The following is a 22,564-nucleotide window of genomic DNA, read 5'->3' as shown; positions in this document are numbered from 1 at the left end:
GACCAGGCCCGCGGCGCTGCTGCGTGCAGTACCCGTGGACCACGAGAAGGGGGACCCTATGACCGGCGGCCGGACGCTGCTGATCGCGATCGACGGAATCGACGGGACGGATCTGGAGCGTCTGCGCCGCGACGCGCTCCCCGAGGGGGCCGCGACGCCCCGGCGGCTGCGCGTCCTGCCGGGAGGCCCCAGCGAGGCCTACCCCTCCCTGGTCAGCGTGTGCACGGGGACCTCGGCGGGGCGCAGCGGCGTCCCGACCGATGCGGCCTTCGATCCCGGGAGCCCCTCGGCGGGCCTGCACTGGTACGCGGACTCGCTGCGGGTCCCCACCGTCTTCGACGTCGCCGCGGACGCCGGGATGACCACGGCGGCGCTGCAGTGGCCGGCGACGGCCGGCTCCGGGATCGACCTGTGCCTGCCACTGGTCGAGGACCTGCGCCGGTACCGGGAGCGCTGGACGATGGCGCGGGAGACGAGCTCGGCCGCCATGTGGCAGCGCCACCTGCGGCCCCGCCAGGAGGCCGGGGTGCATCTGTCGAGCGCCCCGCCCGATGCGCTGGTCGCCGAGATCGCGGCCGAGGCCCTCGCGGGCGGCCGCATCGACCTGATGGCCGTGCGCCTGGCCGCCTACGCCGATGCGCAGCGCCGCAGCGGCCCCGATTCCTCCGCCGCCCGCCGCGCCCTCGGGGACCTCGCCGATCGCCAGCAGCAGATCCTCGAGGCCTTCTCCCCCGGGGCCGAGGACCGGGTGATCCTCCTGCCCGGCCGGCCGTGCGTCGCGGTGCGGGCGCTGGTCCACCCCAACACGGCCCTGGTCGCCGCGGGGCTGGTCCGCACCGACGGACCGCACGTCAGCGACTGGGACGCCTTCGTCATGCCCGATGGCCCCTATGCGGCGCTGCACGTGGACCGCTCCGCCCCCGAGGGCACCGCCGCCCGGGCGCTGCAGGCGCTCTCCGCTCTCGCCGCGGAGCACGGCCTGTGCCTGCGGGAGGTCGACGACGGCATCGGCGCCACCCCGCAGACGGATGTGGTGGCGGTCCTCGAGGGCCACCGCGGCACCGTGTTCGGGCAGGCCGCGACCCAGCGCGCCCGCATCGCGGGTGAGGACCCGTACTACTCGGGTCCCCTGGCCGTGACGGATCCGGACGCCGAGGTCACCGCCGTCGCGACCGGGCCGGGACTGCCGGCCGACGGCAGCGCCGGCTCCTGGGCCGATCTCGGGGTGAGCATCGCCCGGTCGATGGGGCTCGCGCTGCCCGGCGCGACGGCGCAGGGGCTCCGGGACCGGGCCGCCGCCCCGGACGGCCCCTGACCTCGCCGGCCCGACCGGGTTCCGTTCGACGGTGACGCCGGTTACCGTGGAGGGGACGCACCGACTCCCGTCGCACATCGCACGATCGAGGAGGAATGTCCGATGACCGACCACGTCGAGAACATGCTGCGCACCACCCCCGCCGATCTGGGCGGCATCGACCGCCGGCTCCTGGCGGACTGCATCGCCGCCTGCGCGGACTGCGCCCAGACCTGCACCGCCTGCGCCGACGCCTGCCTGTCCGAGGGGATGGTCGCCGAGCTCACGAAGTGCATCCGCCGCAACCAGGACTGCGCGGACCTCTGCGCGGCCACGTCCCGGGTGCTCTCGCGCCGCACCGCGAAGGATCCGGCGGAGGACCGCGCCCTGCTCACCGCGTGCCGTGACGCCTGCCGCGCCTGCGCGGAGGAGTGCGAGAAGCACGTGGACATGCACGAGCACTGCGCGGTGTGCGCCGCCGCCTGCCGCCGGTGCGAGAAGGCCTGCGAGGACCTGCTGGCCGCCCTGGGGTGAGCCGAGCGACCGCGCACGACCCGCCGCGGCCCCGCCCGGTTCCTGGTTGCCGGTGCCCGGGCGTCCCGGTGCCCGGGCGTCTGCCACGATGGCGGCATGACCCGCACCGATCCCGCCCTCGTGCCCGAGCTCCTCGTCGAGGACCTCGCGCGGAGCCTCGCGTTCTGGCGCGGCCTGTGCGGCTTCGCGATCGACTACGAGCGCCCCGACGAGGGGTTCGCCTACATCGTCCGCGACGGCGCGCACCTGATGCTGGAGCAGCAGGGCATCGGCCGGACCTGGATCACCGGGCCGCTGGAGCGGCCGCTGGGCCGGGGGATCAATCTCCAGATCGCCGTCCGGGACCTCGCGCCGATCCTCGCGGCGCTGCGCGGAGCGGGGCACCGGCTGTTCCTCGAGCCCGAGACCCGCTGGTACCGCGTCGGCGACGAGGAGGAGGTCGGCGTCGAGCAGTTCCTGGTCACCGACCCCGACGGCTACCTGATCCGCTTCCAGGCCTCGCAGGGACGGCGGACGATCGGCGGGGCCTGACCGGAACCCGGGCATCTCCGGACCCCGCCCCTGCGCTCGACGCCGGATGCGCTCAGCGCCGGATGCGTTCGAGGCGCGAGGTCATGGTCCCCAGCAGCCGCCGCAGGCGCCCGCCCTGCGGGGCGCTGCGGCGCTCGCGGAGCTCCTCGAGCTCGTCGGCATGGTGCTGGATCTGGTGACGGCCGTCGTGGATCTCGCCGCCGGCGCAGCCCGGTGCGAGCAGCGCCGCGGGCAGCGCCTCTCCCGTGCGCAGGTGCAGGTCGGATCCGCCGTCGGCGTCGATCCGCAGCGTGTACCCCGACAAGCCCTCGCGCGCGAAGATCATGGCGTCCAGGGCGGCGACGGCCTCCTCGAGGGCCGAGCCCTCCACGGTGCGGGGGCCGCGCTCGGGCCACAGGCGCAGGGGGACGAGGTTGCCGGAGACGTCCATCACGGCGTCCAGCAGCCGCAGGCGGCCGGGCCTCTCCCCCTCGCCGCGCAGCGCGACGTGCTGGAGCACCAGGCGCAGCGTTCCCGCCGGCGCGAGGGCCCGCGCGGCCCGCACCACCGCCTCGCAGATCTCGCTCGCGGCGGCTTCCCGATCCTCGCCCGTCGCCTCCGACGGGCGATGCATGCCGATAGTCACCCTCGGATGTTACAACGATAGAACGGCGGGGGGAATGCTCTGCGAGACACCTGCTCAGAACTCCCCGAGCCCTCGCGTACCCTGCAGGCATGCACAGCTCCACACCCGACCAGGTCACGATACGCCCCGCCGCGGAGGCCGATGCCGACGCCGTCGGCGCGATCCGGGCGGACGCGATCGCGACCTCCACCGGGCTGTGGATCGACGAGCCGCCGACGGCGGAGTCCTCCGCGGCCTGGGCGCGCGGGCACCGCGAGCGCGGCTCCATGCTCGTCGCCTGCGATGACGCGAGCGGCGCGGTGCTGGGGTATGCGACCTTCGGCCCGCTGCGGGACTACTCCGGGTACCGCCGCACCGCCGAGGTCTCGATCTACCTGCACGCCGACGCGCAGGGCCGCGGCATCGGCCGGGCGCTGCTGGAGCGGCTCGTCGAGCTCGCCCGCGAGGCGGGCATGCACTCCCTGCAGGGCTGGATCGAGGCGGGCAACGCCGCCTCGATCGCCCTGCACGCCCGCTGCGGCTTCACCGAGGTGGCCCGGATCCCCGAGTCGGGCTACAAGTTCGGCCGCTGGTGGGACCTGGTGATCATGCAGCGCCTGCTGTGACGGGCGCGGGCGCCTCGGCCTCGGCGGGGCGCGGCCGCGCCGTGCCGCGCCGCCGGACGGCCTCGGCGACCAGCAGCGTGACCAGCGCCCCGGCGGTGAGGACCGCGCCCACCTGCAGCGGGGACGTGTAGCCGCCGCCCGCGCTGATCGCGAGCCCGCCCAGCCAGGCGCCGAGGGCGTTGCCGATGTTGAACGCGGCGATGTTGGCGCCGGAGGCGAGCGTGGGGGCATCGCCCGCATCGCCCATGATCCGCAGCTGCAGGGCGGGGACGGTCGCGAAGCCGAGCACGCCCATCGCGATCAGCAGGACCACCGCGGCGACGGGCTGCGCCGCGAGCGCGGCGAACGCCGCGAGCACGAGGACCAGCGCGCCGAGGACGACGACGAGGGTGCGCGGGACGCTGCGATCGGCCGCCCGTCCGCCCGCCCAGTTGCCCGCGAACATGCCCAGGCCGAACAGCACCAGCAGCCACGGCACCCACGAGGAGGCGAAGCCGGAGACCCCGGTGAGGGTGAAGGCGATGTAGGTGAAGGCGCCGAACATGCCGCCGAAGCCGAGCACGGTCACGGCCAGGGAGAACCAGACCTGCGGGCGGGCGAAGGCGCGCAGCTCTCCGCGGAGGCCGCCGCCGGCATCGGCCGCATCGGCCGGATCAGCCGCACCCGCGCGGGCGGGCAGCAGCAGGGCGATGCCGATCAGGGCGAGGACGCCGATCACGGTGATCGCCCAGAAGGTGGCGCGCCATCCCAGCTGCTGCCCCAGCAGGGTCCCGAAGGGGACGCCGAGGACGTTGGCGATGGTCAGCCCGCCGAACATGAGCGCGATCGCGCCGGCGCGCTTCTCCGCCGCGACGAGGGAGGCCGCGACGACCGCGCCGATGCCGAAGAAGGCGCCGTGGGTCAGGGCCGAGAGGACGCGGCCGATCATGAGCGCCTCGTACCCCGGGGCGAGGGCCGAGACGAGGTTCCCGGCGATGAACAGCACCATGAGCCCCACCAGCACGCGCTTGCGGTCGAAGCGGTGCACGGCGGCGGTCAGGCCGATGGCGCCGACCGCGACGGACAGGGCGTAGCCGGAGATGAGCATCCCCGCGGCGGCCTCGGTGACGCCGAGGTCGCGGGAGACCTCGGGCAGGAGTCCGGCGATCACGAACTCCGTGAGGCCGATGCCGAAGCCGCCGAGGGCCAGGGCGAGCAGAGCGATGGGCATCGCAGTCCTTTCGAGGGAGGGATGGGCCCGAAGGGGCCGCGCGGGCAGCCGGATGGCCCCGCGTGGGTCGATAGTCCGCGCATGCAACTACCGGCGTCGGACGCGACGTTAGTTGCATACGCGCGATATTGCAAGGGCGCGTATCATCGGGAGGCGACACAGGCCGCGCACCGGAGAGGAGGCCCGCATGTCCATCGCGGACGATGCCGAGGAGATCCGCGCCCGCGGGTGGCGCACCCTCGCCTCCCTGCACGCCCTCATCGAGACCCGCCTGGAGAAGGCGCTCAGCAGCGAGCACCGCCTCTCGGTCGTGGAGTTCACGGTGCTGGACGCCCTGAGCCGCCAGCACGGCTGGCACATGCGCATGAGCCAGCTGGCCCGCGCCGCGGCGCTCTCGGCGAGCGCGGCCACCCGGCTGGTCAACCGCCTCGAGGATCGCGGGCTGCTCACCCGCGTGCTGTGCGCGGACGACCGCCGCGGCATCTACACCGAGCTGACCCCGGCGGCGGTCACCCTGCTCGAGCAGGCCCGCCCCACCCATGACCGCGTCCTCACGGAGGTGCTGGACGAGGCCCGCGACCGCGAGGAGCTCGCGCCGCTGGTCGACGCCCTCGAGCGCCTGCCCTCCCCCGCCGGGGCCTGAGCCCGGAGGGTCCGCGCGGGCCCGGCCCGCTCACTCCCGGGCGCGGAGGAGGTGGCGCTTGCTGGCGTGGAAGAGCGCGGGGTCCTCGTCGAGCTCGGTGCGGACACGGCGGGGCCGCCAGGTGGACCGCGCGGCGTCGAGGTCGGCGGTCGCCGCGGCCAGGAAGTCCGCGGCCTCCTCCAGCACCGGCGGCTCGCAGGTGGGGCACGAGTTGACCTCGTAGACGACGTGCCCGCCGGTCTCGAGATCCTCGCCGATGTCGACCCCGCCGATGACCGTGCCCGCGGCCCGGGAGGCGCGGGCGGCGAGGTCGATGAGCTCCGGGGTGAGGGGGCACATCGCGATGCTGCCGCCGGCGGTGACGTTGGTGACCCAGTCATCGCCCGGGGCGTACCGGTACATCGCGAAGACGGGGTGGTGGTCGATCGTGTACACGCGGATGTCCCGGCCCGGGTTCTCCACCCACGGCATCGCGCAGAACCCGGAGTCGGGCGAGGCCTCCTCCCGGCGGAAGGCGTCGTAGTCGGCCGCGGTCTCGAGCCGTGCGATCCCCTGGCCGCCGTAGCCGTTCAGAGGCTTGACGACCGTCACGCCGTCCTCGGTGAACCCGGGCGTGAGCGCCGTGCGGTCGTATCCGGCCAGCACGGGATGCCGCAGGAGCCCGTGGGCGGCCAGCCGCGAGCTGTCCAGGAGCTTGTTCTCGGCGCGGAACAGGGTCATCGCGTCGTTGAGGACGGGGATGCCCGCGCGGGCGAGGACGTCCAGCTGCACCATCCCGGGGGTCAGCAGCTCGCCGAGCACCCAGCCGAGGACCAGGTCCGGCCGGATCGGCCGTCCGTCCACCGTGAACGCGGCGCCGGTCGGCGCCAGATGGACGACGAGGTCGTAGGGGTGGATCCGCACCACGGACACGCCCCGCGCCCGGATCGCCGGGAACAGGACGTCGTGGTCCTCCTCGTCGCGATCATCGGCCAGGACCACGAGGAGGGGCCGGTCCCCGTCGAGGCCGTCGTCGAGACGGCTGCGCATGGTGATCCCTCCGGTCGGGTGCTGCTGCCGCGGGCTCTGCTCCGCACGGTCATGGCGGTGATTCTGGGGCAGCCGAGGGCCCGGGTCCAGGCGCGAGGGGCGCTCCGCGCCTCCGTCGGACCGGGCGGTCCGGGGACTTGACGTGCGGGGCCCGCCCTGCCTCGCCCACCCCAGGGCCGCGCACCGCGATGGTCACCCAGGGCAGGACGAGATGGACGATCGGCCCGATCGCCGCGGCATAGAGCACCGTGCCCACGCCGACCGGACCGCCGAGGCTCCAGCCGACCGCGAGCACGGCCGCCTCGAGGACCAGCCGCACCGGGCCGATCGGCAGGCCCCAGCGCCGGTGGATGCCGGTCATCAGGCCGTCGCGCGGCCCCGGCCCCAGCTGCGCGCCGATGTAGACGGCGTCGCTCACCGCGTTCAGGACGATCCCTCCGGCCAGCAGCCCGATCCCGCCGCCGAGCGTGGTCGCCTCCGGGATGACCCGCAGGGCGGCGTCGGCCGCGACGCCGACCCACAGCGCGTTGGCGAGGGTGCCGATGCCCAGGTGCTGGCGCAGCGGGATCCACGCCACCAGCACCAGCACGCTCACCGCGATGATCACGGTGCCGATGCTGAGCCCGGTGCGCGCGGCCACGGCGACGTGGAGCACGTCCCACGGGTCGGCCCCGAGGGCGGAGCGGATGATCATGGCCAGCCCCGCGCCGTAGCCGGTCAGGCCCAGGGCGAGGGTGGCGAGGCGCAGGGGGAGGCGGTCCACGCGCAGCTGGGCGCGCAGCGAGAGGTTCTCCAGGGACATGGCCCCATCGTGCGCCGGATCGGACCCCTCGGACAGGTCCACCTGTGGTGCACTGGTCCCATGGCCCGCCCCGCCGCCCCTCCCCCGCATCCGGTGCGGCTGCTCGTCGAACAGCTGGGGCCGCGGCCGGCCTCCGCCGTCACCGCCTGGCTCGCCGACCGGATCGGCGCGCTGATCGGCGAGGGCCGCATCCCCCTCGGCGCCCGGCTGCCCTCGGACCGGGCGCTCGCGCAGGCAGTCGGCGTCACCCGCGGGACCGCGGTGCGGGCCCTCGCCCTGCTCGAGGAGCGCGAGCTGATCACCTCCCGGCAGGGATCGGGGCGCACGGTGCGCCTGCCCCGCGGCACGGTGGCCCCGGTGGAGTCCCTCTCCGCCCGGTCGACGCCGGCGCAGGCCGGCACCCTGGATCTGCGCGCCACCGTGCTGCCGCCGCATCCGCAGGCGGAGGCGGCGGCCCTCGAGGCCGTCGCCGGGATCGGCCGCGACCCCTCGCGGGGCACGGCCCCCGCGCACGGGCTGCCCGAGCTGCTCGAGGCGATCTGCGCGCACTACGACCGGCGCGGCCTGCCGACCTCCCCCGACGAGGTCACGGTGACCACCGGCGCGGTCGCCGGGCTGCACCTCGCGCTGCGCGCGGTGACGCGCCGCGGGGACCGGGTCGCCGTCGAGAGCCCCTGCTACCCCAACACCGCCCGCGTCGCCCGCGGGACCCGGCGCCGGATCATCCCCCTGGATGCCGGCGCGGCGGCCGAGGGGATGGCGGAGGTCCTCGCCTCCGGAAGCCTGGACGCGGCGATGCTCACCCCGGACTTCCACAACCCGACCGGCCGGCTGCGGGACGCGCGGGAGCGGGGCCTGCTGCTGGAGGCGGCGCGGCTCTCGGGCACGCCCCTGGTCGTCGACGAGACCCTGGTGGGCATGAACTGGCGGGGCCTCACGATGCCGCCGCCGATGGTCCGGCCGGGGACGACGACGCTGCTGGTGGGATCGGCCTCGAAGAGCCTGTGGGCGGGGCTGCGCATCGGCTGGATCCGGGCGCCGCGCGCGCTCACCGAGACCATCGGCCACCTGCGCCTGGGGGTGGACCTCGGGGCGGCCGTCCTCGAGCAGCGGATCACGGCGGCCCTGCTGCCGCAGGGACCGGATCCGCAGATCCTCGCGGAGGTCGCCGCGCAGCACGAGGCCCTGCGCGCGGGCCTGGCCCGGCATCTGCCGCACTGGAGCGCCCCCGCGGCCGACGGGGGCCTGTCGCTGTGGTGCACGGGGCTGCGCCGTCCCAGCCCGGAGCTGGTGGCGCGGGCCGCGGCGCGCGGCCTCGCGCTGACCCCCGGCGGGCTGTTCTCGCCGACGGGCCGCGGCGGGGACGACGCGATCCGCCTGCCGTTCTCCGCCCCGGCCGACCGCATCGGCCGGGCGCTGGAGATCCTCGGGGAGATCGAGTCCGATCAGGCGTGATCGCCGGCGTGCGCGTCCTGCGGGGCCTGCTGGCCGAGGCCGCAGATGCGGCGCACGAAGGCGATCTGGCGGCGCAGCGCCCACTGGGCGCTCGGCCCCTGGATGAGGATCGGGTAGTCGTGCGGGGCGCCGACCTGCTCGTGGTACTCGACGGGGACGCCGGCATCGGCCAGGGAGGCGTGGGCGGCGCGCGCATCGCCCAGCAGGATGTCGTCCCCGCCGGCGACGAGATGCACCGGCGGCAGGCCGTGGAAGCCGCCGAAGCGCGGGCTCAGGCGCGGGTCGGTGCGCACGTACTGCCCGGCGTACAGCCGGCCCGCGCGCTCCAGGGCCTGCGGGGTCAGCACCTCGTCGCGACCCGCCTGGAGCGCGATCACGGGATCGGAGAGGGTCAGGTCCGTCCACGGGCTGGTGAGCAGCAGCGCGGCCGGGGCGCCGTGGCCCTCGTCGCGCAGGCGCTGCGCGACGGCGAGGGCGAGCCCGCCCCCGGAGCTGTCCCCGGACAGGATCCAGCGGCCGGGGGTCAGCTCCGCCTCGCGCACCAGCTCGGCGACCACGCCCGCGGCGTCCTCGAGGGCGCGCGGGAAGGGATGCCCGGGGGGCATGCGGTAGTGGACCATCGCCGCAGCGGTGCCGGCCCGGCGGCGCAGCTCCTCCAGCCACCGCCAGTGCGCCGGCGTCTCCCCGATGGTGTGCGCCCCGCCGTGCAGGTGGATGACGGCCGCCTGCCGCGCCCGGTCCCGGTCGATCCAGGTCACGGGCACCCCCGGCACGGTCCGGTCGCCGATGCGAGTGACCTCGCGGGTCACCAGCGCGCGGTCGACCACGTCCCGCCCGGGGAGCGTGGGCCGCTGCGAGGCCCGCAGCGCCAGCCGGTAGGGCGTGTCCGGGAGCGCGGACAGCAGGCGCAGGCCCCGGCCCGCGGCCCGGGCGGGGGCGAGGTCCTCCGGCGCGGGAGGCACAGGGAGGTCCGGGGTCGTCTCGGCGGCGCGCGCATCGCTCATGGGCACATCCTTCCACGCCCCGCGCCGCGGGTCAGGCGGCCGGCGCCAGCTCGTCGTCGACCATCCGGGCGGCCGACGCCTTCCACGCCACCGCGCCCATCACCAGGGACAGCACCAGCAGCACCACGAGGATCGCGGTCCATCCGGCCAGGGCCTCATGGGCCAGGCCCACCGCGAAGGGGCCGATGGCCGCGAGCATGTACCCGACCGGCTGGACCATCCCGGACAGCCGCGCCGTCACCCGGGCGTCCCGGGTGCGGGCGGGCAGCAGGGCGATGGTCGCCGGGAAGACGAAGCCGCCGATGCCCAGCAGCAGCATCCACAGCAGCGGCGCGGTCCCCGGGGCCAGCAGCAGTCCCGCATAGCCGGAGGCGGTGAGCACGCCCATGGCCAGCATGATCGGCTGCAGGTTCCGCACCCGGGCGATCACCATCGGCATCACCAGCCCGCCGAGCATGCCGCAGGCGAAGGAGACCGAGGCCAGCGCCCCGGCGGTCGCCGGGGCCAGCCCGGCGTCCGCGAGGATCGAGGGGGTCCACCCCATCTGGATGTAGGCGTGCATCGACTGCAGGCCGAAGGTGATGGTCAGGGCGATGGCCATCGGCGAGCGCAGCAGGCTGCCGGGGGCGCGGCCGCCGCCGGCCGGGGGCTGGAAGTCGTGGCCCGTGCGCCGCAGCACCAGCAGCCACACCAGCGCCGGCACCGCCGCGCCCAGCGACCACACGCCCAGAGCGGTGCGCCAGCCATCCGGGGCGGCCTCGGCGATGGGCACGGAGAACAGGGTCCCGGCGGTGCCGCCGGCGGCCAGGACGATCGAGTACATGGTCATCAGCGCGACGGTGCGGGAGCCGCCGTGGCGCTTGACCCACGCGGGCACCAGCACGTTCCCGAGCGCCGGCCCGGCCAGCGCCAGCACCGTGAGCAGGGCGAAGACGGCGCCCCCGCCGGACAGCGGCCGAAGCGCCAGTCCCAGCGCCGCGATCCCGATGGCGACGACGATGCTGCCGGTGAGGCCCAGCCGCTTGGCGACGGGCACCGCCAGCAGCCCGATCACGCCGAAGCACAGCCCCGGCATGGCGGTCAGCAGCCCGCCGTAGGTCTCCCCGCGGCCGAAGGCCTCCGAGATCGGGTCCAGCAGCGGCCCCACCGAGGAGGCGCCGGGACGCAGGGCGAAGGAGATGGTGAGCACGGCGATCGCGGCCAGCGCGAAGCCGAACGCCCCGCGGCCGCGACGGGCGGGCGCGGCGCCCCCGGCCTCGGCGCCCCCTGCCGCGGCGCCCCCTGCCTCGGCGCCGGCCTCCGGCTCGACGGCGGGCTCGTCGGCGAAGACATCGGCCTCGACCGCATAGGAGTCCGCGCAGACCTCCCGGTCCCCGGGCTCCCCGGCGGGATCGACGGCGGCGGGGTCGGGCACGGGGCGGGGGTCAGGGCTCACCGATCCGTTCTATACCCCGCGGCCCGGCCGCGGCCAGATACCGTGACGCGGATCGGCTCCGCGTGGATCGGCCTCTACCCTGGGCCCATGCCCGACAGCTCCGGCCCGCCGCCCGCCGCAGGCCCCACGATCTTCCTCACCGGCGAGGCGAAGTCGCCCAGCAACAATCCGATCACCACGCAGTGGGGGCTGTTCTTCATCGGCCTCGTGGTCGATACTGAGACCCACGTCATCCGGGCGGCGGACTGCACCGCCACCCTCTCCCTCACGGTCGACTTCGTGCGGGAGCTGCTGGTGGGACGCTCGCTGCTCGAGGATGACGCCCTGGTGGAGTCCATCACCGACAGGTACCACGGGTCCTCGCAGAGGGCGCTCGCCGCCGCCGTGCGCAGCGCCGCCGCGAAGTACCGCGACCTGGCGGCGGACCCGCCGGACATGACCCCATAGCCGCTCTCCGCCCGCCCGGGACCTCACAGGACCGGATCCGCCGGAAGCACCCCGCACGCGCCCGCAGCCGCCGGCGCCGTGCAGGGTGCTTCCGGCGTTCTCTGTTTCTGGGGGTGCTTCCGGCGGCGGACCCATCCCTTCGAGGAGCTCCCCCGTGATCACCGACGGCCTGCTCATGCTCGGCGTCCTGCTGGGACTGTCGTGCGCGCTGATCGTGCTCGAGCGCACGACCGGCTGGACGCTGTTCCGGTACGTGCCCGGCATGGTGCTGATGTACCTGCTGTGCGCGACCCTCAACTCCCTGGGCGTGTTCAGCCACGACGAGGCGACCCGCGCCCCCATCGGCGAGGTCAAGACGGTGATCCTGCCGGCGATGATCTTCCTGTTCCTCTTCGGCTGCGACCTGCGCCGGATCATCCGCCTGGGCCCGAAGCTGCTGATGACCTACGTGGTCGCGGCGGCCTCCCTGAGCATCGGCATGGTGGTGGCTTTCCTGCTGTTCCGGGCCGCGCTGCACCCGGACGCCTGGAAGGTGCTCGGCGCGCTGCTGGCCTCGTGGACCGGCGGCAGCGCCAACATGGTCGCGGTGCAGGACATCCTGCAGGCCCCCGAGTCGATCTTCGGCTACGCCCTGATCACCGACACGATCATGTACTCCGTCTGGCTCATGCTCATGTTCGCCTCGGTCGCGGTCTCCCCGGCCTTCAACCGCTGGACGCGGGCCGATGACTCCTACCTCGCCGCCCACGCCGGCGACGCGGAGGACGAGCAGGCCCGCCCCGTCACCGTCGCCTCCCTCGCGATCACCCTGTTCGGCTCGATCTTCGTGGCGACCCTCGCCCTGTGGATCGGCTCGCTGCTGCCGGAGATCGGCCAGGTCGTCAACGCCACCACCTGGACCATCCTCATCGTCTCCGTGCTGGGCCTGATCGTCGCCCTCACCCCGCTGGGGCGCACGGCCGGCGCCATGGAGGTCGCCTCGCTGATGCTGTTCGTGGTGATCGGCCAGATCGCCTCCGGCTCGGACTTCTCCGCCATCACGCAGGCGCCGCTGTACCTGCTGATCGGCGTGATCGTGCTGGTCATCCACGCCGCGATCATGGTCGTGTACGCCAAGCTCACCCGGACCGAGCTGTTCTCGCTGGCCGTCGCCTCGACCGCGAACATCGGCGGCATCGCCTCGGCCCCCGTGGTCGCGAGCGCCTTCAACCGCCAGCTGGTGCCGGTGGGTGTGCTGTTCGCCCTGCTCGGATCGCTGCTGGGCACCTTCACCGGGCTCGCGATGGCGCAGGTGATGGCGTGGCTGTGAGCATTCCTCCGGCCGATGGCGCGCCGGCCGCCCGGCCCGACGACGCCGTGCTGACGGTCCGGGCGGTGCGGGTGCACCGGCACCGGGCGGCGCTGCTGCGCCCCTTCGTCACCGCCGCCCGGCGCACCGAGGCCGTCGACTACGTGGTCGCGGAGGTCGAGCTGGACGGCGGCGCCGTCGGCCAGGGATCCGCGGCCGATGCCGTCGCCGTGACCGGCCAGAGCGCCGCCTCGATCACGGCCGCCCTGGACGGCCCGGGCCGGCGCGCCCTGACGGGGGCCTCCGGCACGATCGCGGAGCTCTCGGCCCGGATCTCGGCGGCCCTGCCGCAGGCCACCAGCGCCGCGGCCGCCCTCGAGGTGGCCCTGCACGACGCCTGGGCGCGCGGCCACGACGCACCGCTGGCCGCGCTGCTGGGCGGCAGCATCGCCGGCGCGATGGAGAACGACATGACCATCTCCCTCGAGGACCCTCCGGCGATGGCCGCCCGGGCCCGCCAGGCGCGGGCCGCCGGCACCCGCATCCTCAAGGTGAAGCTGGGCCGGGACATCGACGAGGACCGGCGCCGCCTGCACGCCGTCCTCGAGGCGGCGCCCGACGTGCGCCTGCGCCTGGACGCGAACCAGGGCTGGTCCCCCGCCGAGGCGATCCGCATCATCGGCGGCCTCGAGGCCGAGGACCTGCCCCTGGACCTCGTCGAACAGCCCGTCCCGGCGGCCGATGTCGCCGGCCTCGCGCAGGTGCGCGCCGCGGTGGGCGTGCCGATCATGGCCGATGAGGCCGTGTGGTCCCGCGAGGACGCGCTGCGTCTCATCGACGCCGGCGCGGCGGACCTGCTGAACATCAAGCTCGCGAAATCCGGGGGGATCCGCCCCGCGCTCGCCATCGCCGATGCGGCCGCCGAGGCCGGCCTGACCTGCATGGTCGGCGCGATGATGGAGCCGCGCATCTCCATCACCGCGGCCGCGCACCTGGCCTTCTCCCACCGGGCGATCACCCTGATCGACCTGGACCCGCCGGCCTGGTTCGCCTCCCCCGCCCCGGCCGGCGGCTACACCGAGGACGGCGGCATGCTGCGCCTGCTGGGCGGTCCCGGCCTGGGGCTCGACCGGTTGGACGCCCAGGTCGACCCCGCGACGCACGCCCCTGCCCGGCACGACCCTGCCCGGCACGACCCTGTGCCGAGCGACCCCCCGCCGGAGCATCCGGCCCCCTGAAACCCCGGTATCCGCACGACGAAGGAGTCCATCATGGGAACGCACCGACACCACCGCACACCCGGCCGCGAGGAGACCGGCGCCCTGCCGCCGCTCGACGGTCCGCGCCTCACCCGCCGCGGCGGGCTGAGGCTGGCCGCGGCCGGCGCCGCCGGCCTGGTGACCGCGCTCGGCACTGGAGGAGCCATGGCCGCAGGCCCCGCCCCCACCGGCACCGGCGGCAGGGCCGGCGGAACGCCCGCCCGGCCCCCGCAGGACCTCCCGGTCCCGGGCGAGGGCCTCGCCCCGGGCGTGCACGCCCACTGCGCGGTCACGGCCACGACGCTGTGGGTCGAGCCCCGAGGCAATCGGCCCGGGATCGACGACCCGTCCCTGACCACCCCCGTCGACCTCGACGCCTGGAACGCGAACATGCAGGACACCGAGACCCGGCGCTGGCTGACCGGGGAGCTGGAGTCGCAGGCCGTGCTCGGCAGCCCCGTGATCGTCGACGAGGTCGACGGCGACTGGGCACGGATCGTGGTCACCGCCCAGCCCACCCCGCGCGACCCGCGCGGCTACCCGGGCTGGGTGCCGACGACGCAGCTGGTGGTCGACGAGGACTTCGCCGCGGCCGCCGCCTCCTCGCCCACCGCCACCGTCACGGCGCTGACCAGCATGCTCTCGCGCACGCCGTCCGGCAGCGCACCCCTGATCCCGGTCTCCTTCGACACGGTCCTGCCGGTCCTGGGCCGCACCGGGCGCTCGGTGCGGGTCGCGGTCCCCGGCGGCGGATCCGCGCATCTGCCGGCCGAGGACGTCGTGGTCCGCGCCCCGGGCGAGCAGCCGCCCCTGCCGAGCGTCGAGGACATCATCGCCACCGGCGAACGGTTCCTGGGGCTGCGCTACCTGTGGGCCGGCGTCAGCGCCTACGGCTACGACTGCTCCGGGTTCACCTACACCCTGTTCCACCACCACGGGATCACGATCTGCCGCGACGCCGGCCCGCAGATGCGCGACTCCGGCCTCGAGGAGGTGGACCGTGAGGATCTGCAGCGCGGCGACCTGGTGTTCTTCGCGACCGAGCCGGGCGGGGACTCGATCCGGCACGTGGCCCTGTACCTGGGCGAGGACATGATCCTGCAGTCCCCCAACGCCGCGCGCAGCGTCGAGATCATGTCGCTGAGCGAGTACGACCCCGACGGCGAGTACGCCGGAGCGCGCCGCGTCGCGCTCGCGCGCTGAGCCGGCCGCGGGTCAGCGGGCGAGGTCCGGCAGCAGCGCCCGGACGAGGCGGCCGATGTGCGCATCGGCCGCCTCCTGCCCCCTGCCCGCGGTCATCACCGCGAGGTACCGCACCGTGGTCGTGTCCGGGTCGCCGAGGAACGCGACGTCGTGGCGGTAGTCGTCGACCCACCCGGTCTTGGAGCCGACCTCCACGTCCGGCCGCAGCGCGTCGGCGATCACGCGGATCCGCTGGGCGCGCAGCGCCTCCCGGGCGAGCGACCGCGAGCGGGGCTCGAGCCCGCCGGGCCCGGGAGCGCCCGCGACCAGCGCGCGGATCGTGCGGGCGAGGTCGGCGGCGCTGGTCTCGTTGGTCGCCCCCGCCGCGATCGCCGAGGCGTCGCCGATCATCCGCTCCACCCGGGTGCTCGTCAGACCCAGCCGGGCGATCTCCTCCGCGACCGCCGGCAGCCCGACCAGGGAGAGCACGTGGTCGGTCGCCTCGTTGCTGGACCGGTCGATCATCCGCACCAGCAGCTCCCGCACGGCGATCGGCGTGCCCTCGGGCGGATGCGTGGCATCCCGGTGGTCCCCGCCGAGGGCGAAGACCTCCCCGTCGGCCCCGCGGAACCGGGACGTCGCCGTGACGCGGGCCGCGAGGTCGAGCCCTCCGGCGTCGACCGCGCGCAGCGCCGCCAGCAGGACGTGGAGCTTGATAGTGCTGGCGGCGTAGAAGGGACGGTCGGCATCGGCCGCATCCAGCACGCGGCCGGCGTGGTCCAGCAGGCAATGGGCGGTGCGCTCCTCGCCCGGCGCGGGGGCGGTGGGGATGCTCATGCGTCCCGACGGTACCGGGCACGACGACGGCATCGCAGCGCGGGCACCCCGGCGCGGCATTCCGGCGCGGGCACCCCGGCGCGGGCATCCCGGCGGGCCGGCGCCGCGCGGCGGGACCCAGGTCCACCTCGACGGCGCGAGAGACGGGACCAGGGGTGGTGGTGCTCGGCAGGCGGGGTGCCTAGGCTGGCTCCTGGGGACCATCAGGGGGACACCGGTCCCCGGAGCGACCGAGGGGGACGAGGATGACGGTGGAGACGCGCCGATACAAGGTACGACGGGCACTGCCGGGTCTCCTGGTCGCCATCGCCTGCGTGGTCCTGGTGGCCGGGCTGCTGGCGATCTCCCTCGGCAGTCCCGCGAGCCTGCCCCTGGCCATCGGTCTCGCCGCCGTCTCCGTCACCCTGCTGATCCTGGCCGTGGTGCGGCTGCGCGACCGCTGATCCTCCCGCACTCGATCGCGCGCGCTCGCGCACGGCACCTGTCGCCCCGCCGCCGGGCGTGGTAGGCAGGGCGCATGAGGACTCCCCCGCGCCATTGGGCGCCGGCCGAGCAGCCTGCGCACGTCGACGGCCGCGACATCCGCCTGCGCATCTGGGGCAGCTCGACCACCTCCGAGGAGGACGCCCGCGCGGCGGCGCGCTCCCGGCTGCAGGCGATCCTCGCCGCAGGAGGTCCGGGCCGCGGCGACGCCGCCTGGTACTACCCGCGCGGCCCGCTGCGCGAGGAGCTCCTCGAGGAGATCCGCGACGGGGACGGCACGCTGCTGGCCACGATCACCCGCAACCGCTACGGCGCGCAGATCCTCTCCACCGACGCCGTGCTCATCGCCGACGTCGACCTCCCCGTGCGCCGCCACCCGGCACGCCGGCCGGCACCGCGCGGGAGCCTGCTGGATCGGATCCTGCGCCGCGCCCCGGCGCAGGAGGCCGCCGCCCGCGCCGTGTTCGAGGAGTTCGTCGCCGCCCACCCCGACCTCGGGGTGCAGGTACACCGCACCCGCGCCGGATTCCGTGTACTGGTCACCGGCGCTGAGGCGCAGCCCGGAGGCGAACGCGCGCGGCAGCTGCTCGAGGAGCTGGGCAGCGATCCGCTGTACGTCACCCTGTGCCGCTCCGACGGCTCCTTCCGGGCGCGGCTGACCCCGAAGCCGTGGCGGGCCGGCACGGCGGCGCCGCGCGTGACCTGGCCGGCGCGAGCCCCGGCGGAGGCCGAGCGGCTGCGAGCCTGGGTACGGGACTACGAACGGTGCTGCGACCCGTTCGCCGTCACCCGGCGGGAGTCCGCCCACGGCCCCGCGCCGAGCGCGTCCGAGCGCCAGGTGATCGACCTGCACGATCGGCTCGCGCGGGCGGACTCCGGGCTCCCGCTCGCCTGAACCGCGCCGGCGCCTCGCCTCGTGCCGCCGCGGACGGACAGGATCGGGAGGAGAATCCTGTATCCCATAAGATTCATGGACCATCGTTCCCGGCGCCCATCGGCGGGCACCGGGGCAGACCCCGGGAGTGCTCATGAGTGTCAAGCGGCAGGTGCTGCGTGCCGAGGTCCAGGAGATGATCCTGGACCGGCTGACCCAGGGGAGCTGGCGCCCTGGTGCCCGGCTCAGCATCGACGGCCTGGCCCGGGATCTCGACGTCTCCCCCACCCCGGTGCGCGAGGCGCTCGTGGCGCTCGAGAGATCCGGGCTGATCCGCTACCAGGCGCTCAAGGGCTACGTCGTCGCCGAACCGCTGACCCCGCAGCAGATCGCGGAGCTCATCGACGCCCGCGTGGTCATCGAGACCGCGGCGATGACCCGCGCCTTCGCGCACTGGGAGGAGCTCACCGCCGACCTGGTCGAGGCCCATGCCGCGCACCAGGCGCTGGCCGATCGGATCGCCGAGACCGACGAGCCGCCCTACGAGCTGATCCACGAGTACTTCCTGGCCGATGCCGCCTTCCACGAGGCGATCTTCCGCCACGCCGGGAACCGTTTCCTGGACTCCATGCGCGAGACCATCCATGCGCACGCGCATCGGATGCGGCAGACCTGGTCCGCGGGCCCCGGGCAGATCGACTCCGCCGAGGCGATCGCCGAGCACGCCGCGGTCCTGGCGCGGGTCCAGGAGCGCAACCACGACGGCGCGCTGCAGACCCTGCGCACGCACCTCGAGGCGGTCGGCGAGCGCTCGGGCGGCATGCAGGAGGCCGCGCAGGAGTAGGCCGCGGTCGCTCGGTCACTCCCGCGCGCTGCGGCGAAGAGCGCGCGGGGAGGCGCCGGTGACGGCCCGGCACGCCTTGTTGAACGCCTGCAGATCGCTGAAGCCGACGCTGGCCGCGATCGCCGGGATCGACATGGTGCTGCTGGTCAGCAGCCGCCGGGCATGGTCGATCCGGCGTCGCCGGATGTAGGCGACCACAGACTCGGACAGCTCGCCGCGGAACACCCGGGTCAGGTGGTTGGCCGAGATCCCCACGTGGGCGGCGACCTCGGGGACGGTCGGCGGCTCCGACAGCCGCGACTCGATGTAGGACATCGCCGCGCTCGCATGGCTGCGGGCCGGGCGCCCGTCGCTGCTGCGCGGCCTCTCGTCCAGGCGCAGCAGCGCCATCCAGATGTCGGCACGGGTGCGGGCGGGACGGGTGACGGCGGAGGCGATCGCCGAGGTCATGAGGTCCGTGATCGCCGGCAGTTCCGCCCCGGGTCGCATCACGACCTCCAGCCGCCCGCCCGGACCGGGACGCCCGCCGGCCGCGCCGGTGCCCGGGGACGCGATCGGGTCCCCGCGCAGATGGGCGTAGAGGTGGGTCGACGGGCCGCGATAGCGGTAGCGGATCCGGCAGGCCGGCGGCACGAGAGAGACCGATCCGGGGGTGATCCCGTGCTCGACGCCGTCCACCTCGAGCACGGCGTCGTACTCGTACAGGTGCAGGGACCACAGCTCGGGGAGCTGGAACTCCTCCTCGTCGCGCTGCACGCCATGGGTGCTGCGGCCGATGTTCCGGACCTCCGGCGGGGAGGTCAGGTCCAGAGGGGCTGGCTCCGCCGTCGGCATGCTCATGCAGGAATTGAACCAGCATCGGCCGGATGAGCACCATCCGCCACGGGGGCGGCCCTGCCTACGGTGGATCCGCAGCGTCGCCCCGATCTCGCGCCGACCTGCACGGACTACGACACGCCCCTCGGAAAGGACCCGTCATGACTGCGACGGTCGACCGCGAACATCTGCTCAGCTCGGTGGAAATGGCCCATTTCGTCTCGCACGGCGCCTTCGCCCTCCAGGCGGTGGTCCCGGAGGAGATGAACGAGCGGGCCATCGAGGTCCTCGACGCCGGGATCCCCGGCTACCCCTACGGCACGCCCCTGGACACGGCGTTCCCCACCGGCACCTTCGTCCGCGAGCTGCTGGACCTCCCGGCGATCGCCGGGGCGGTGCAGAGCCTGGTGGGTCCGGACCCGGTGATCGACCATCACGCCGTGCACATCCGCCCGCCGCGCGGCGGGGAGGCGCAGAACATGCACGGCGACGCCATCCTCGACACCCGCACCGACGCCTTCGACATGCAGCTGATGTACTACCCGCGGGAGGTCACCCTGGAGCAGGGCGGGACGCTGAGCGTGCCGGGCACCCATCTGCGCCGGATCAACCAGACCGGCATCGGCCGCTACCAGAACCTGGCCGGGCAGACCCGCCTCACCTGTCCTGCCGGCACCGTCGTCTTCCTCCATCACGGCATCTGGCACGGCGGGCGCCGCAACGACTCCGACGTCGCGCGCTACATGTTCAAGATCCGCTTCAACCCGACGGTCCGCCAGCTGCGCCTGTGGAACACCGATGACATCGACGATCCGGCTGTCGTCGAGACGCTGCGGACCTCCTTCGGGTGGACGAACGCGAACGAGGGCCGTCTCGAGCTGGTCAACCGGGCGAAGCTCTGGCGCGTGCTGACCGGCGACCAGCTGTTCGACATCGACAACTACCTGACCCGCGAGCAGCTGCGCCCGCAGTTCGTCGCGCCCGGCGCCACGGACGTGCGCCTGGGATCGAACGCCACCGCAGGGGGCTGGGGTCTCTGACCCGGGCGACCCGCCCCTCGCCCCTCCGCCGCCCGGCTCGACAGCAACTCTCCGACCAGAAGAACAGGACCATCATGACCCTCTCCGTCGACGAATCCTTCGCCGCGAAGCCGATCGACCCGCATCTGCGCCAGCAGGTGCTCATCCTCTACCTGGGCACCTCCGCCCTCGACTCCGAGGTGATCGGCTGGAGCCGCTACGACGGCACCGGCCGATCCCGCCCGACGATGGGCGACAGCGACGAGCCGCCCTTCCGCACCGGTCTGGATGCGCTGCTCGCCGGCTGGCGGCTGATCCAGATGTCGCAGCTGATGCCCCACCAGCCCGGCCACGAGTACGACGTGTCCTACCTGCCCTACGAGTTCGTCTTCGAGCGCCTGGTCGAGACCAGCCGCTGACGGCGCCCGGCCCGTCGGGCGGCGACGCCGGTCGCTGATACCGGCCGGTGAGGTCAGCGCCCGGCGGGCGCCGTCGCCGCGGCCGTCGTCCCGTCCTCGGCGGGGCGACGGCTCAGCAGCCCCGAGACGGCATCGTCGCGGTGGAAGTCGTAGCCGCCGGTGGTCGGGGCGATCCGGACGTCGCCTGCGCCCCAGTGCAGGGGAGGCGTCGAGGCGTCGATGATCTTCAGCGGGTGCCCGACCTCCGCCGGCGCCACCCGGGCGTGCTCGAGGACATGCGGCCACCACGCCTGCACCGGGCGGCCGCTGCGGTCGCGGACCTCGAAGCGGGAGGCTCCGCGGGCCGCGGCCTCCCCGCCGCCGTCTCGGAGCCGGTGCAGGGTGAGCCCGCCCTCGTGGACCATCATGTGGTGGCGCCGGCACAGCAGGACCAGGTCTTCGATGTCGGTGCTGCCGCCGTCGCTCCACGGCACGAGGTGGTGGGCGTCAAGATGCCGGGACTGGTGGCAGCCCGGGAACTGGCAGGTGCCCTGGGTGGCGCGCAGGGCGCGGCGCTGGGCGGGCGAGGCCAGGCGTCGCGTGCGCCCCAGGTGCAGGACCTCCCCGGCCTCGTCCGTGACCAGCAGGGCCAGCATCCCGGTGCAGGCCAGGCGCTGCGCCGTGGCCGGCTCCAGCGGCCCCATCCCGACGATCCCGCACCGGTCCCGGTGCCCGCCGGTGTCCAGGGACGGCGCAGGAGGATCGCTCGGCGTCGCGGGCTCCTTCCCCGGCGCGGCAGGCGTTCCCGCGGGAACGCCGTCGGCGGCGAGGGCGTCGGGCGTGACGTGCACCAGGACCAGGTGGCGGTCCTCCCCGCTGCGGTCGGCCGGCGCGGTCTCGAGGTAGGTGCGCGCCAGGTCGAGGAGGGCATCGGCCTTGCGCTGCGGCATGTCCGGGGTGCCGAAGTCGGCACGGGCGGAGCGCGCATTGTCGTCGTCCCCGACCGGGGCGTCGTCCCGCTGCAGAGCCAGATCCAGCGCTGTCACGACCTCGGCGCCGACCTCCGCCGGGAGCACCGCACGGAGCTCGACCATGCCGTCCTCCCGGACACGCCAGGATGCCGCGCGGGCGGCCTCCTGGGGCATGCGGGTGCCCTCGGCCGCCCGGAAGCCGGAGATGGTGCGGGCCAGCTGCGAGGCGGTCATCGATCGGGCCATCTCCAGCAGAGCCTCCTCCTCGACCCGCCCTACCAGGCGCGTCATCTCGCGGACCTTGGAGAAGGACAGGCGGCCCCGCCGGAACTCCTCGACGGTGGCGGGCATCCGCGGGAGGGCGCGGGCCACCCGGACGTGCTCGCGGGCGGTGCCCGGCGACATCGAGCAGGCCCACGCCAGCCAGTGCGCCGTCGACTTCAGCCCGACGTACCAGCGCAGGGCGTCGCGGGACTCGAACTCCGCTACGAGCAGCAGGAACGCGCACATCGCCTCGGCGATGTGGGCGGCATGCGCCTGGATGCGCGTGCCGAGCCGTTCGGCGTCCTCCCGGTTCAGCGGCGCCACCTGCCCGATCGCGGCATCGGCCGCTGCCCGTGCCTCAGCTGCTGCTCGTCCCTCGGCCGATGCCGGCCCCTCGGCGGCGGTCCGTGTCCTGTCCTCGCCCTTGGTCTCGCTCATGGTCTCGCTCATGAGAGCACCTCTGTCCCCCGTTCCCCGGCGACAGCCCCATCGCCGCCGCCGCAGATCCATCCCACCAGAGGGCACCGACGGTCGACGCCGCCGGACCCGCGCGGTGGACGAGCACGGGGTGGGGAGGACCAGCGGAGGCTCGGCCTGCTCCCCCGCCGACGGCCGGGGCCTGTGCCGCGCCATGGCGCGGGGGGTGTCCCTATGTTCCGAGTCAAGCCGCGAGGGCGGCTGGGTCGGGGCTGGGGACGTTGATGGGTGGTTGGTA

24 protein-coding genes are annotated in these 22,564 nt (G+C 74.8%); 15 read left to right on the top strand and 9 right to left on the bottom strand.

All coding sequences use genetic code 11. From position 1 onward, the window contains the following. Window positions 1-58: 58 nt before the first annotated feature. The 3 genes from ABD234_RS17650 (at window position 59) to ABD234_RS17640 (ending at window position 2,359) form a co-directional block, all read left to right on the top strand. Complete coding sequence (locus ABD234_RS17650) at window positions 59-1,315, top strand: alkaline phosphatase family protein (protein WP_344359053.1); 1,257 nt, start codon at window positions 59-61, stop codon at window positions 1,313-1,315. Window positions 1,316-1,417: 102 nt separating this feature from the next. Continuing rightward, a complete protein-coding gene (locus ABD234_RS17645) occupies window positions 1,418-1,828 on the top strand; it encodes a four-helix bundle copper-binding protein (protein WP_038371693.1) in 411 nt (136 codons plus the stop codon). Between the two features lie 96 nt (window positions 1,829-1,924). Next, complete coding sequence (locus tag ABD234_RS17640) at window positions 1,925-2,359, top strand: bleomycin resistance protein (RefSeq protein WP_344359049.1); 435 nt, start codon at window positions 1,925-1,927, stop codon at window positions 2,357-2,359. Window positions 2,360-2,411: 52 nt separating this feature from the next. On the opposite strand, the gene ABD234_RS17635 is transcribed toward ABD234_RS17640, so the two are convergent. Further along, a complete protein-coding gene (locus ABD234_RS17635) occupies window positions 2,412-2,972 on the bottom strand; it encodes a hypothetical protein (protein ID WP_038371692.1) in 561 nt (186 codons plus the stop codon). A 101-nt stretch (window positions 2,973-3,073) separates the two neighbouring features. Between ABD234_RS17635 and ABD234_RS17630 the strand changes: the two genes are divergently transcribed. Next, on the top strand, window positions 3,074-3,589 hold the full coding sequence (locus ABD234_RS17630) for a GNAT family N-acetyltransferase (RefSeq protein ID WP_038371691.1): 516 nt from the start codon (window positions 3,074-3,076) through the stop codon (window positions 3,587-3,589). Here the strand turns inward: ABD234_RS17630 and ABD234_RS17625 are convergent. Continuing rightward, entirely contained in the window at window positions 3,570-4,799 is a 1,230-nt protein-coding gene (locus ABD234_RS17625; protein WP_038371689.1) for an MFS transporter, read from the bottom strand. The genes ABD234_RS17630 and ABD234_RS17625 overlap by 20 nt on opposite strands. Window positions 4,800-4,986: 187 nt before the next feature. Between ABD234_RS17625 and ABD234_RS17620 the strand changes: the two genes are divergently transcribed. Then, a complete protein-coding gene (locus ABD234_RS17620) occupies window positions 4,987-5,442 on the top strand; it encodes a MarR family winged helix-turn-helix transcriptional regulator (RefSeq protein ID WP_038371688.1) in 456 nt (151 codons plus the stop codon). Window positions 5,443-5,472: 30 nt separating this feature from the next. On the opposite strand, the gene ABD234_RS17615 is transcribed toward ABD234_RS17620, so the two are convergent. Together ABD234_RS17615 and yczE are read right to left on the bottom strand one after the other, a co-directional pair. Further along, window positions 5,473-6,471: an ATP-grasp domain-containing protein gene (locus tag ABD234_RS17615; RefSeq protein ID WP_038371687.1), complete on the bottom strand. Its 999-nt coding sequence runs from the start codon at window positions 6,469-6,471 to the stop codon at window positions 5,473-5,475. Window positions 6,472-6,520: 49 nt separating this feature from the next. Next, window positions 6,521-7,273 carry a membrane protein YczE gene (gene yczE / locus ABD234_RS17610; protein ID WP_051486667.1) on the bottom strand — a complete coding sequence of 251 codons (753 nt, stop codon included), beginning with the start codon at window positions 7,271-7,273 and terminating at the stop codon, window positions 6,521-6,523. Between the two features lie 60 nt (window positions 7,274-7,333). Here yczE and ABD234_RS17605 point away from each other — a divergent pair, with 60 nt between their 5' ends. After that, complete coding sequence (locus ABD234_RS17605; RefSeq protein WP_051486666.1) at window positions 7,334-8,728, top strand: aminotransferase-like domain-containing protein; 1,395 nt, start codon at window positions 7,334-7,336, stop codon at window positions 8,726-8,728. Here ABD234_RS17605 and ABD234_RS17600 read toward each other — a convergent pair. Both ABD234_RS17600 and ABD234_RS17595 read right to left on the bottom strand, forming a co-directional pair. Then, window positions 8,719-9,732 carry an alpha/beta hydrolase gene (locus ABD234_RS17600; protein WP_051486665.1) on the bottom strand — a complete coding sequence of 338 codons (1,014 nt, stop codon included), beginning with the start codon at window positions 9,730-9,732 and terminating at the stop codon, window positions 8,719-8,721. The two genes, ABD234_RS17605 and ABD234_RS17600, sit on opposite strands and share 10 nt — an antisense overlap. A gap of 31 nt (window positions 9,733-9,763) precedes the next feature. Next, window positions 9,764-11,167 carry an MFS transporter gene (locus tag ABD234_RS17595; RefSeq protein WP_344359038.1) on the bottom strand — a complete coding sequence of 468 codons (1,404 nt, stop codon included), beginning with the start codon at window positions 11,165-11,167 and terminating at the stop codon, window positions 9,764-9,766. Window positions 11,168-11,254: 87 nt separating this feature from the next. Here ABD234_RS17595 and ABD234_RS17590 point away from each other — a divergent pair, with 87 nt between their 5' ends. The 4 genes from ABD234_RS17590 to ABD234_RS17575 all read left to right on the top strand — a co-directional run bounded on the left by ABD234_RS17590 (window position 11,255) and on the right by ABD234_RS17575 (window position 15,364). Next, window positions 11,255-11,614 carry a DUF3870 domain-containing protein gene (locus ABD234_RS17590; protein ID WP_051486664.1) on the top strand — a complete coding sequence of 120 codons (360 nt, stop codon included), beginning with the start codon at window positions 11,255-11,257 and terminating at the stop codon, window positions 11,612-11,614. A gap of 154 nt (window positions 11,615-11,768) precedes the next feature. Next, entirely contained in the window at window positions 11,769-12,923 is a 1,155-nt protein-coding gene (locus ABD234_RS17585) for a DUF819 family protein (RefSeq protein ID WP_038371685.1), read from the top strand. Beyond that, the gene (locus ABD234_RS17580; protein WP_344359033.1) at window positions 12,920-14,140 is read left to right on the top strand and encodes a dipeptide epimerase; all 1,221 of its coding nucleotides are present in this window, start codon (window positions 12,920-12,922) and stop codon (window positions 14,138-14,140) included. Before ABD234_RS17585 ends, ABD234_RS17580 begins: the two co-directional genes overlap by 4 nt. A 33-nt stretch (window positions 14,141-14,173) precedes the next feature. Beyond that, window positions 14,174-15,364 (top strand): C40 family peptidase, encoded by a 1,191-nt coding sequence (locus tag ABD234_RS17575; protein ID WP_084148355.1) that lies wholly within the window; start codon window positions 14,174-14,176, stop codon window positions 15,362-15,364. Between the two features lie 12 nt (window positions 15,365-15,376). Here ABD234_RS17575 and ABD234_RS17570 read toward each other — a convergent pair whose 3' ends face one another. Further along, complete coding sequence (locus ABD234_RS17570; protein ID WP_038371683.1) at window positions 15,377-16,180, bottom strand: serine hydrolase; 804 nt, start codon at window positions 16,178-16,180, stop codon at window positions 15,377-15,379. Window positions 16,181-16,431: 251 nt separating this feature from the next. On the opposite strand from ABD234_RS17570, the gene ABD234_RS17565 reads away from it, so the two are divergent. The 3 genes from ABD234_RS17565 to ABD234_RS17555 all read left to right on the top strand — a co-directional run bounded on the left by ABD234_RS17565 (window position 16,432) and on the right by ABD234_RS17555 (window position 18,381). Then, complete coding sequence (locus ABD234_RS17565) at window positions 16,432-16,623, top strand: hypothetical protein (protein ID WP_038371682.1); 192 nt, start codon at window positions 16,432-16,434, stop codon at window positions 16,621-16,623. 74 nt (window positions 16,624-16,697) lie between these two features. Then, entirely contained in the window at window positions 16,698-17,558 is an 861-nt protein-coding gene (locus ABD234_RS17560) for a hypothetical protein (protein ID WP_038371681.1), read from the top strand. A gap of 133 nt (window positions 17,559-17,691) precedes the next feature. Beyond that, entirely contained in the window at window positions 17,692-18,381 is a 690-nt protein-coding gene (locus tag ABD234_RS17555) for a GntR family transcriptional regulator (RefSeq protein ID WP_038371680.1), read from the top strand. 15 nt (window positions 18,382-18,396) lie between these two features. On the opposite strand, the gene ABD234_RS17550 is transcribed toward ABD234_RS17555, so the two are convergent. After that, window positions 18,397-19,221 (bottom strand): helix-turn-helix domain-containing protein, encoded by an 825-nt coding sequence (locus ABD234_RS17550; RefSeq protein ID WP_232226249.1) that lies wholly within the window; start codon window positions 19,219-19,221, stop codon window positions 18,397-18,399. 137 nt (window positions 19,222-19,358) lie between these two features. Between ABD234_RS17550 and ABD234_RS17545 the strand changes: the two genes are divergently transcribed. Together ABD234_RS17545 and ABD234_RS17540 are read left to right on the top strand one after the other, a co-directional pair. Beyond that, complete coding sequence (locus tag ABD234_RS17545; RefSeq protein ID WP_051486663.1) at window positions 19,359-20,237, top strand: phytanoyl-CoA dioxygenase family protein; 879 nt, start codon at window positions 19,359-19,361, stop codon at window positions 20,235-20,237. A gap of 74 nt (window positions 20,238-20,311) precedes the next feature. Then, a complete protein-coding gene (locus tag ABD234_RS17540) occupies window positions 20,312-20,635 on the top strand; it encodes a hypothetical protein (RefSeq protein ID WP_232226247.1) in 324 nt (107 codons plus the stop codon). 53 nt (window positions 20,636-20,688) lie between these two features. Here ABD234_RS17540 and ABD234_RS17535 read toward each other — a convergent pair whose 3' ends face one another. Continuing rightward, the gene (locus tag ABD234_RS17535; RefSeq protein WP_344359021.1) at window positions 20,689-22,299 is read right to left on the bottom strand and encodes an HNH endonuclease signature motif containing protein; all 1,611 of its coding nucleotides are present in this window, start codon (window positions 22,297-22,299) and stop codon (window positions 20,689-20,691) included. Window positions 22,300-22,564 lie beyond the last annotated feature (265 nt).

It is taken from the genome of Brachybacterium phenoliresistens, from assembly GCF_039530785.1.
Taxonomy (GTDB): domain Bacteria; phylum Actinomycetota; class Actinomycetes; order Actinomycetales; family Dermabacteraceae; genus Brachybacterium; species Brachybacterium phenoliresistens.
Note: the sequence above shows the minus strand (reverse complement) of the source record. Positions and strands in the feature narration are given on the sequence as shown.

What these genes read in the sequence shown, in the direction of transcription:
- ABD234_RS17650 (WP_344359053.1), top strand. Translation starts at nt 59, where the DNA reads ATGACCGGCGGCCGGACGCTGCTGATCGCGATCGACGGAATCGACGGG.
- ABD234_RS17645 (WP_038371693.1), top strand. Translation starts at nt 1,418, where the DNA reads ATGACCGACCACGTCGAGAACATGCTGCGCACCACCCCCGCCGATCTG.
- ABD234_RS17640 (WP_344359049.1), top strand. Translation starts at nt 1,925, where the DNA reads ATGACCCGCACCGATCCCGCCCTCGTGCCCGAGCTCCTCGTCGAGGAC.
- ABD234_RS17635 (WP_038371692.1), bottom strand. Translation starts at nt 2,972, where the DNA reads ATGCATCGCCCGTCGGAGGCGACGGGCGAGGATCGGGAAGCCGCCGCG.
- ABD234_RS17630 (WP_038371691.1), top strand. Translation starts at nt 3,074, where the DNA reads ATGCACAGCTCCACACCCGACCAGGTCACGATACGCCCCGCCGCGGAG.
- ABD234_RS17625 (WP_038371689.1), bottom strand. Translation starts at nt 4,799, where the DNA reads ATGCCCATCGCTCTGCTCGCCCTGGCCCTCGGCGGCTTCGGCATCGGC.
- ABD234_RS17620 (WP_038371688.1), top strand. Translation starts at nt 4,987, where the DNA reads ATGTCCATCGCGGACGATGCCGAGGAGATCCGCGCCCGCGGGTGGCGC.
- ABD234_RS17615 (WP_038371687.1), bottom strand. Translation starts at nt 6,471, where the DNA reads ATGCGCAGCCGTCTCGACGACGGCCTCGACGGGGACCGGCCCCTCCTC.
- yczE (WP_051486667.1), bottom strand. Translation starts at nt 7,273, where the DNA reads ATGTCCCTGGAGAACCTCTCGCTGCGCGCCCAGCTGCGCGTGGACCGC.
- ABD234_RS17605 (WP_051486666.1), top strand. Translation starts at nt 7,334, where the DNA reads ATGGCCCGCCCCGCCGCCCCTCCCCCGCATCCGGTGCGGCTGCTCGTC.
- ABD234_RS17600 (WP_051486665.1), bottom strand. Translation starts at nt 9,732, where the DNA reads ATGAGCGATGCGCGCGCCGCCGAGACGACCCCGGACCTCCCTGTGCCT.
- ABD234_RS17590 (WP_051486664.1), top strand. Translation starts at nt 11,255, where the DNA reads ATGCCCGACAGCTCCGGCCCGCCGCCCGCCGCAGGCCCCACGATCTTC.
- ABD234_RS17575 (WP_084148355.1), top strand. Translation starts at nt 14,174, where the DNA reads ATGGGAACGCACCGACACCACCGCACACCCGGCCGCGAGGAGACCGGC.
- ABD234_RS17570 (WP_038371683.1), bottom strand. Translation starts at nt 16,180, where the DNA reads ATGAGCATCCCCACCGCCCCCGCGCCGGGCGAGGAGCGCACCGCCCAT.
- ABD234_RS17560 (WP_038371681.1), top strand. Translation starts at nt 16,698, where the DNA reads ATGAGGACTCCCCCGCGCCATTGGGCGCCGGCCGAGCAGCCTGCGCAC.
- ABD234_RS17555 (WP_038371680.1), top strand. Translation starts at nt 17,692, where the DNA reads ATGAGTGTCAAGCGGCAGGTGCTGCGTGCCGAGGTCCAGGAGATGATC.
- ABD234_RS17550 (WP_232226249.1), bottom strand. Translation starts at nt 19,221, where the DNA reads ATGAGCATGCCGACGGCGGAGCCAGCCCCTCTGGACCTGACCTCCCCG.
- ABD234_RS17545 (WP_051486663.1), top strand. Translation starts at nt 19,359, where the DNA reads ATGACTGCGACGGTCGACCGCGAACATCTGCTCAGCTCGGTGGAAATG.
- ABD234_RS17540 (WP_232226247.1), top strand. Translation starts at nt 20,312, where the DNA reads ATGACCCTCTCCGTCGACGAATCCTTCGCCGCGAAGCCGATCGACCCG.
- ABD234_RS17535 (WP_344359021.1), bottom strand. Translation starts at nt 22,299, where the DNA reads ATGAGCGAGACCATGAGCGAGACCAAGGGCGAGGACAGGACACGGACC.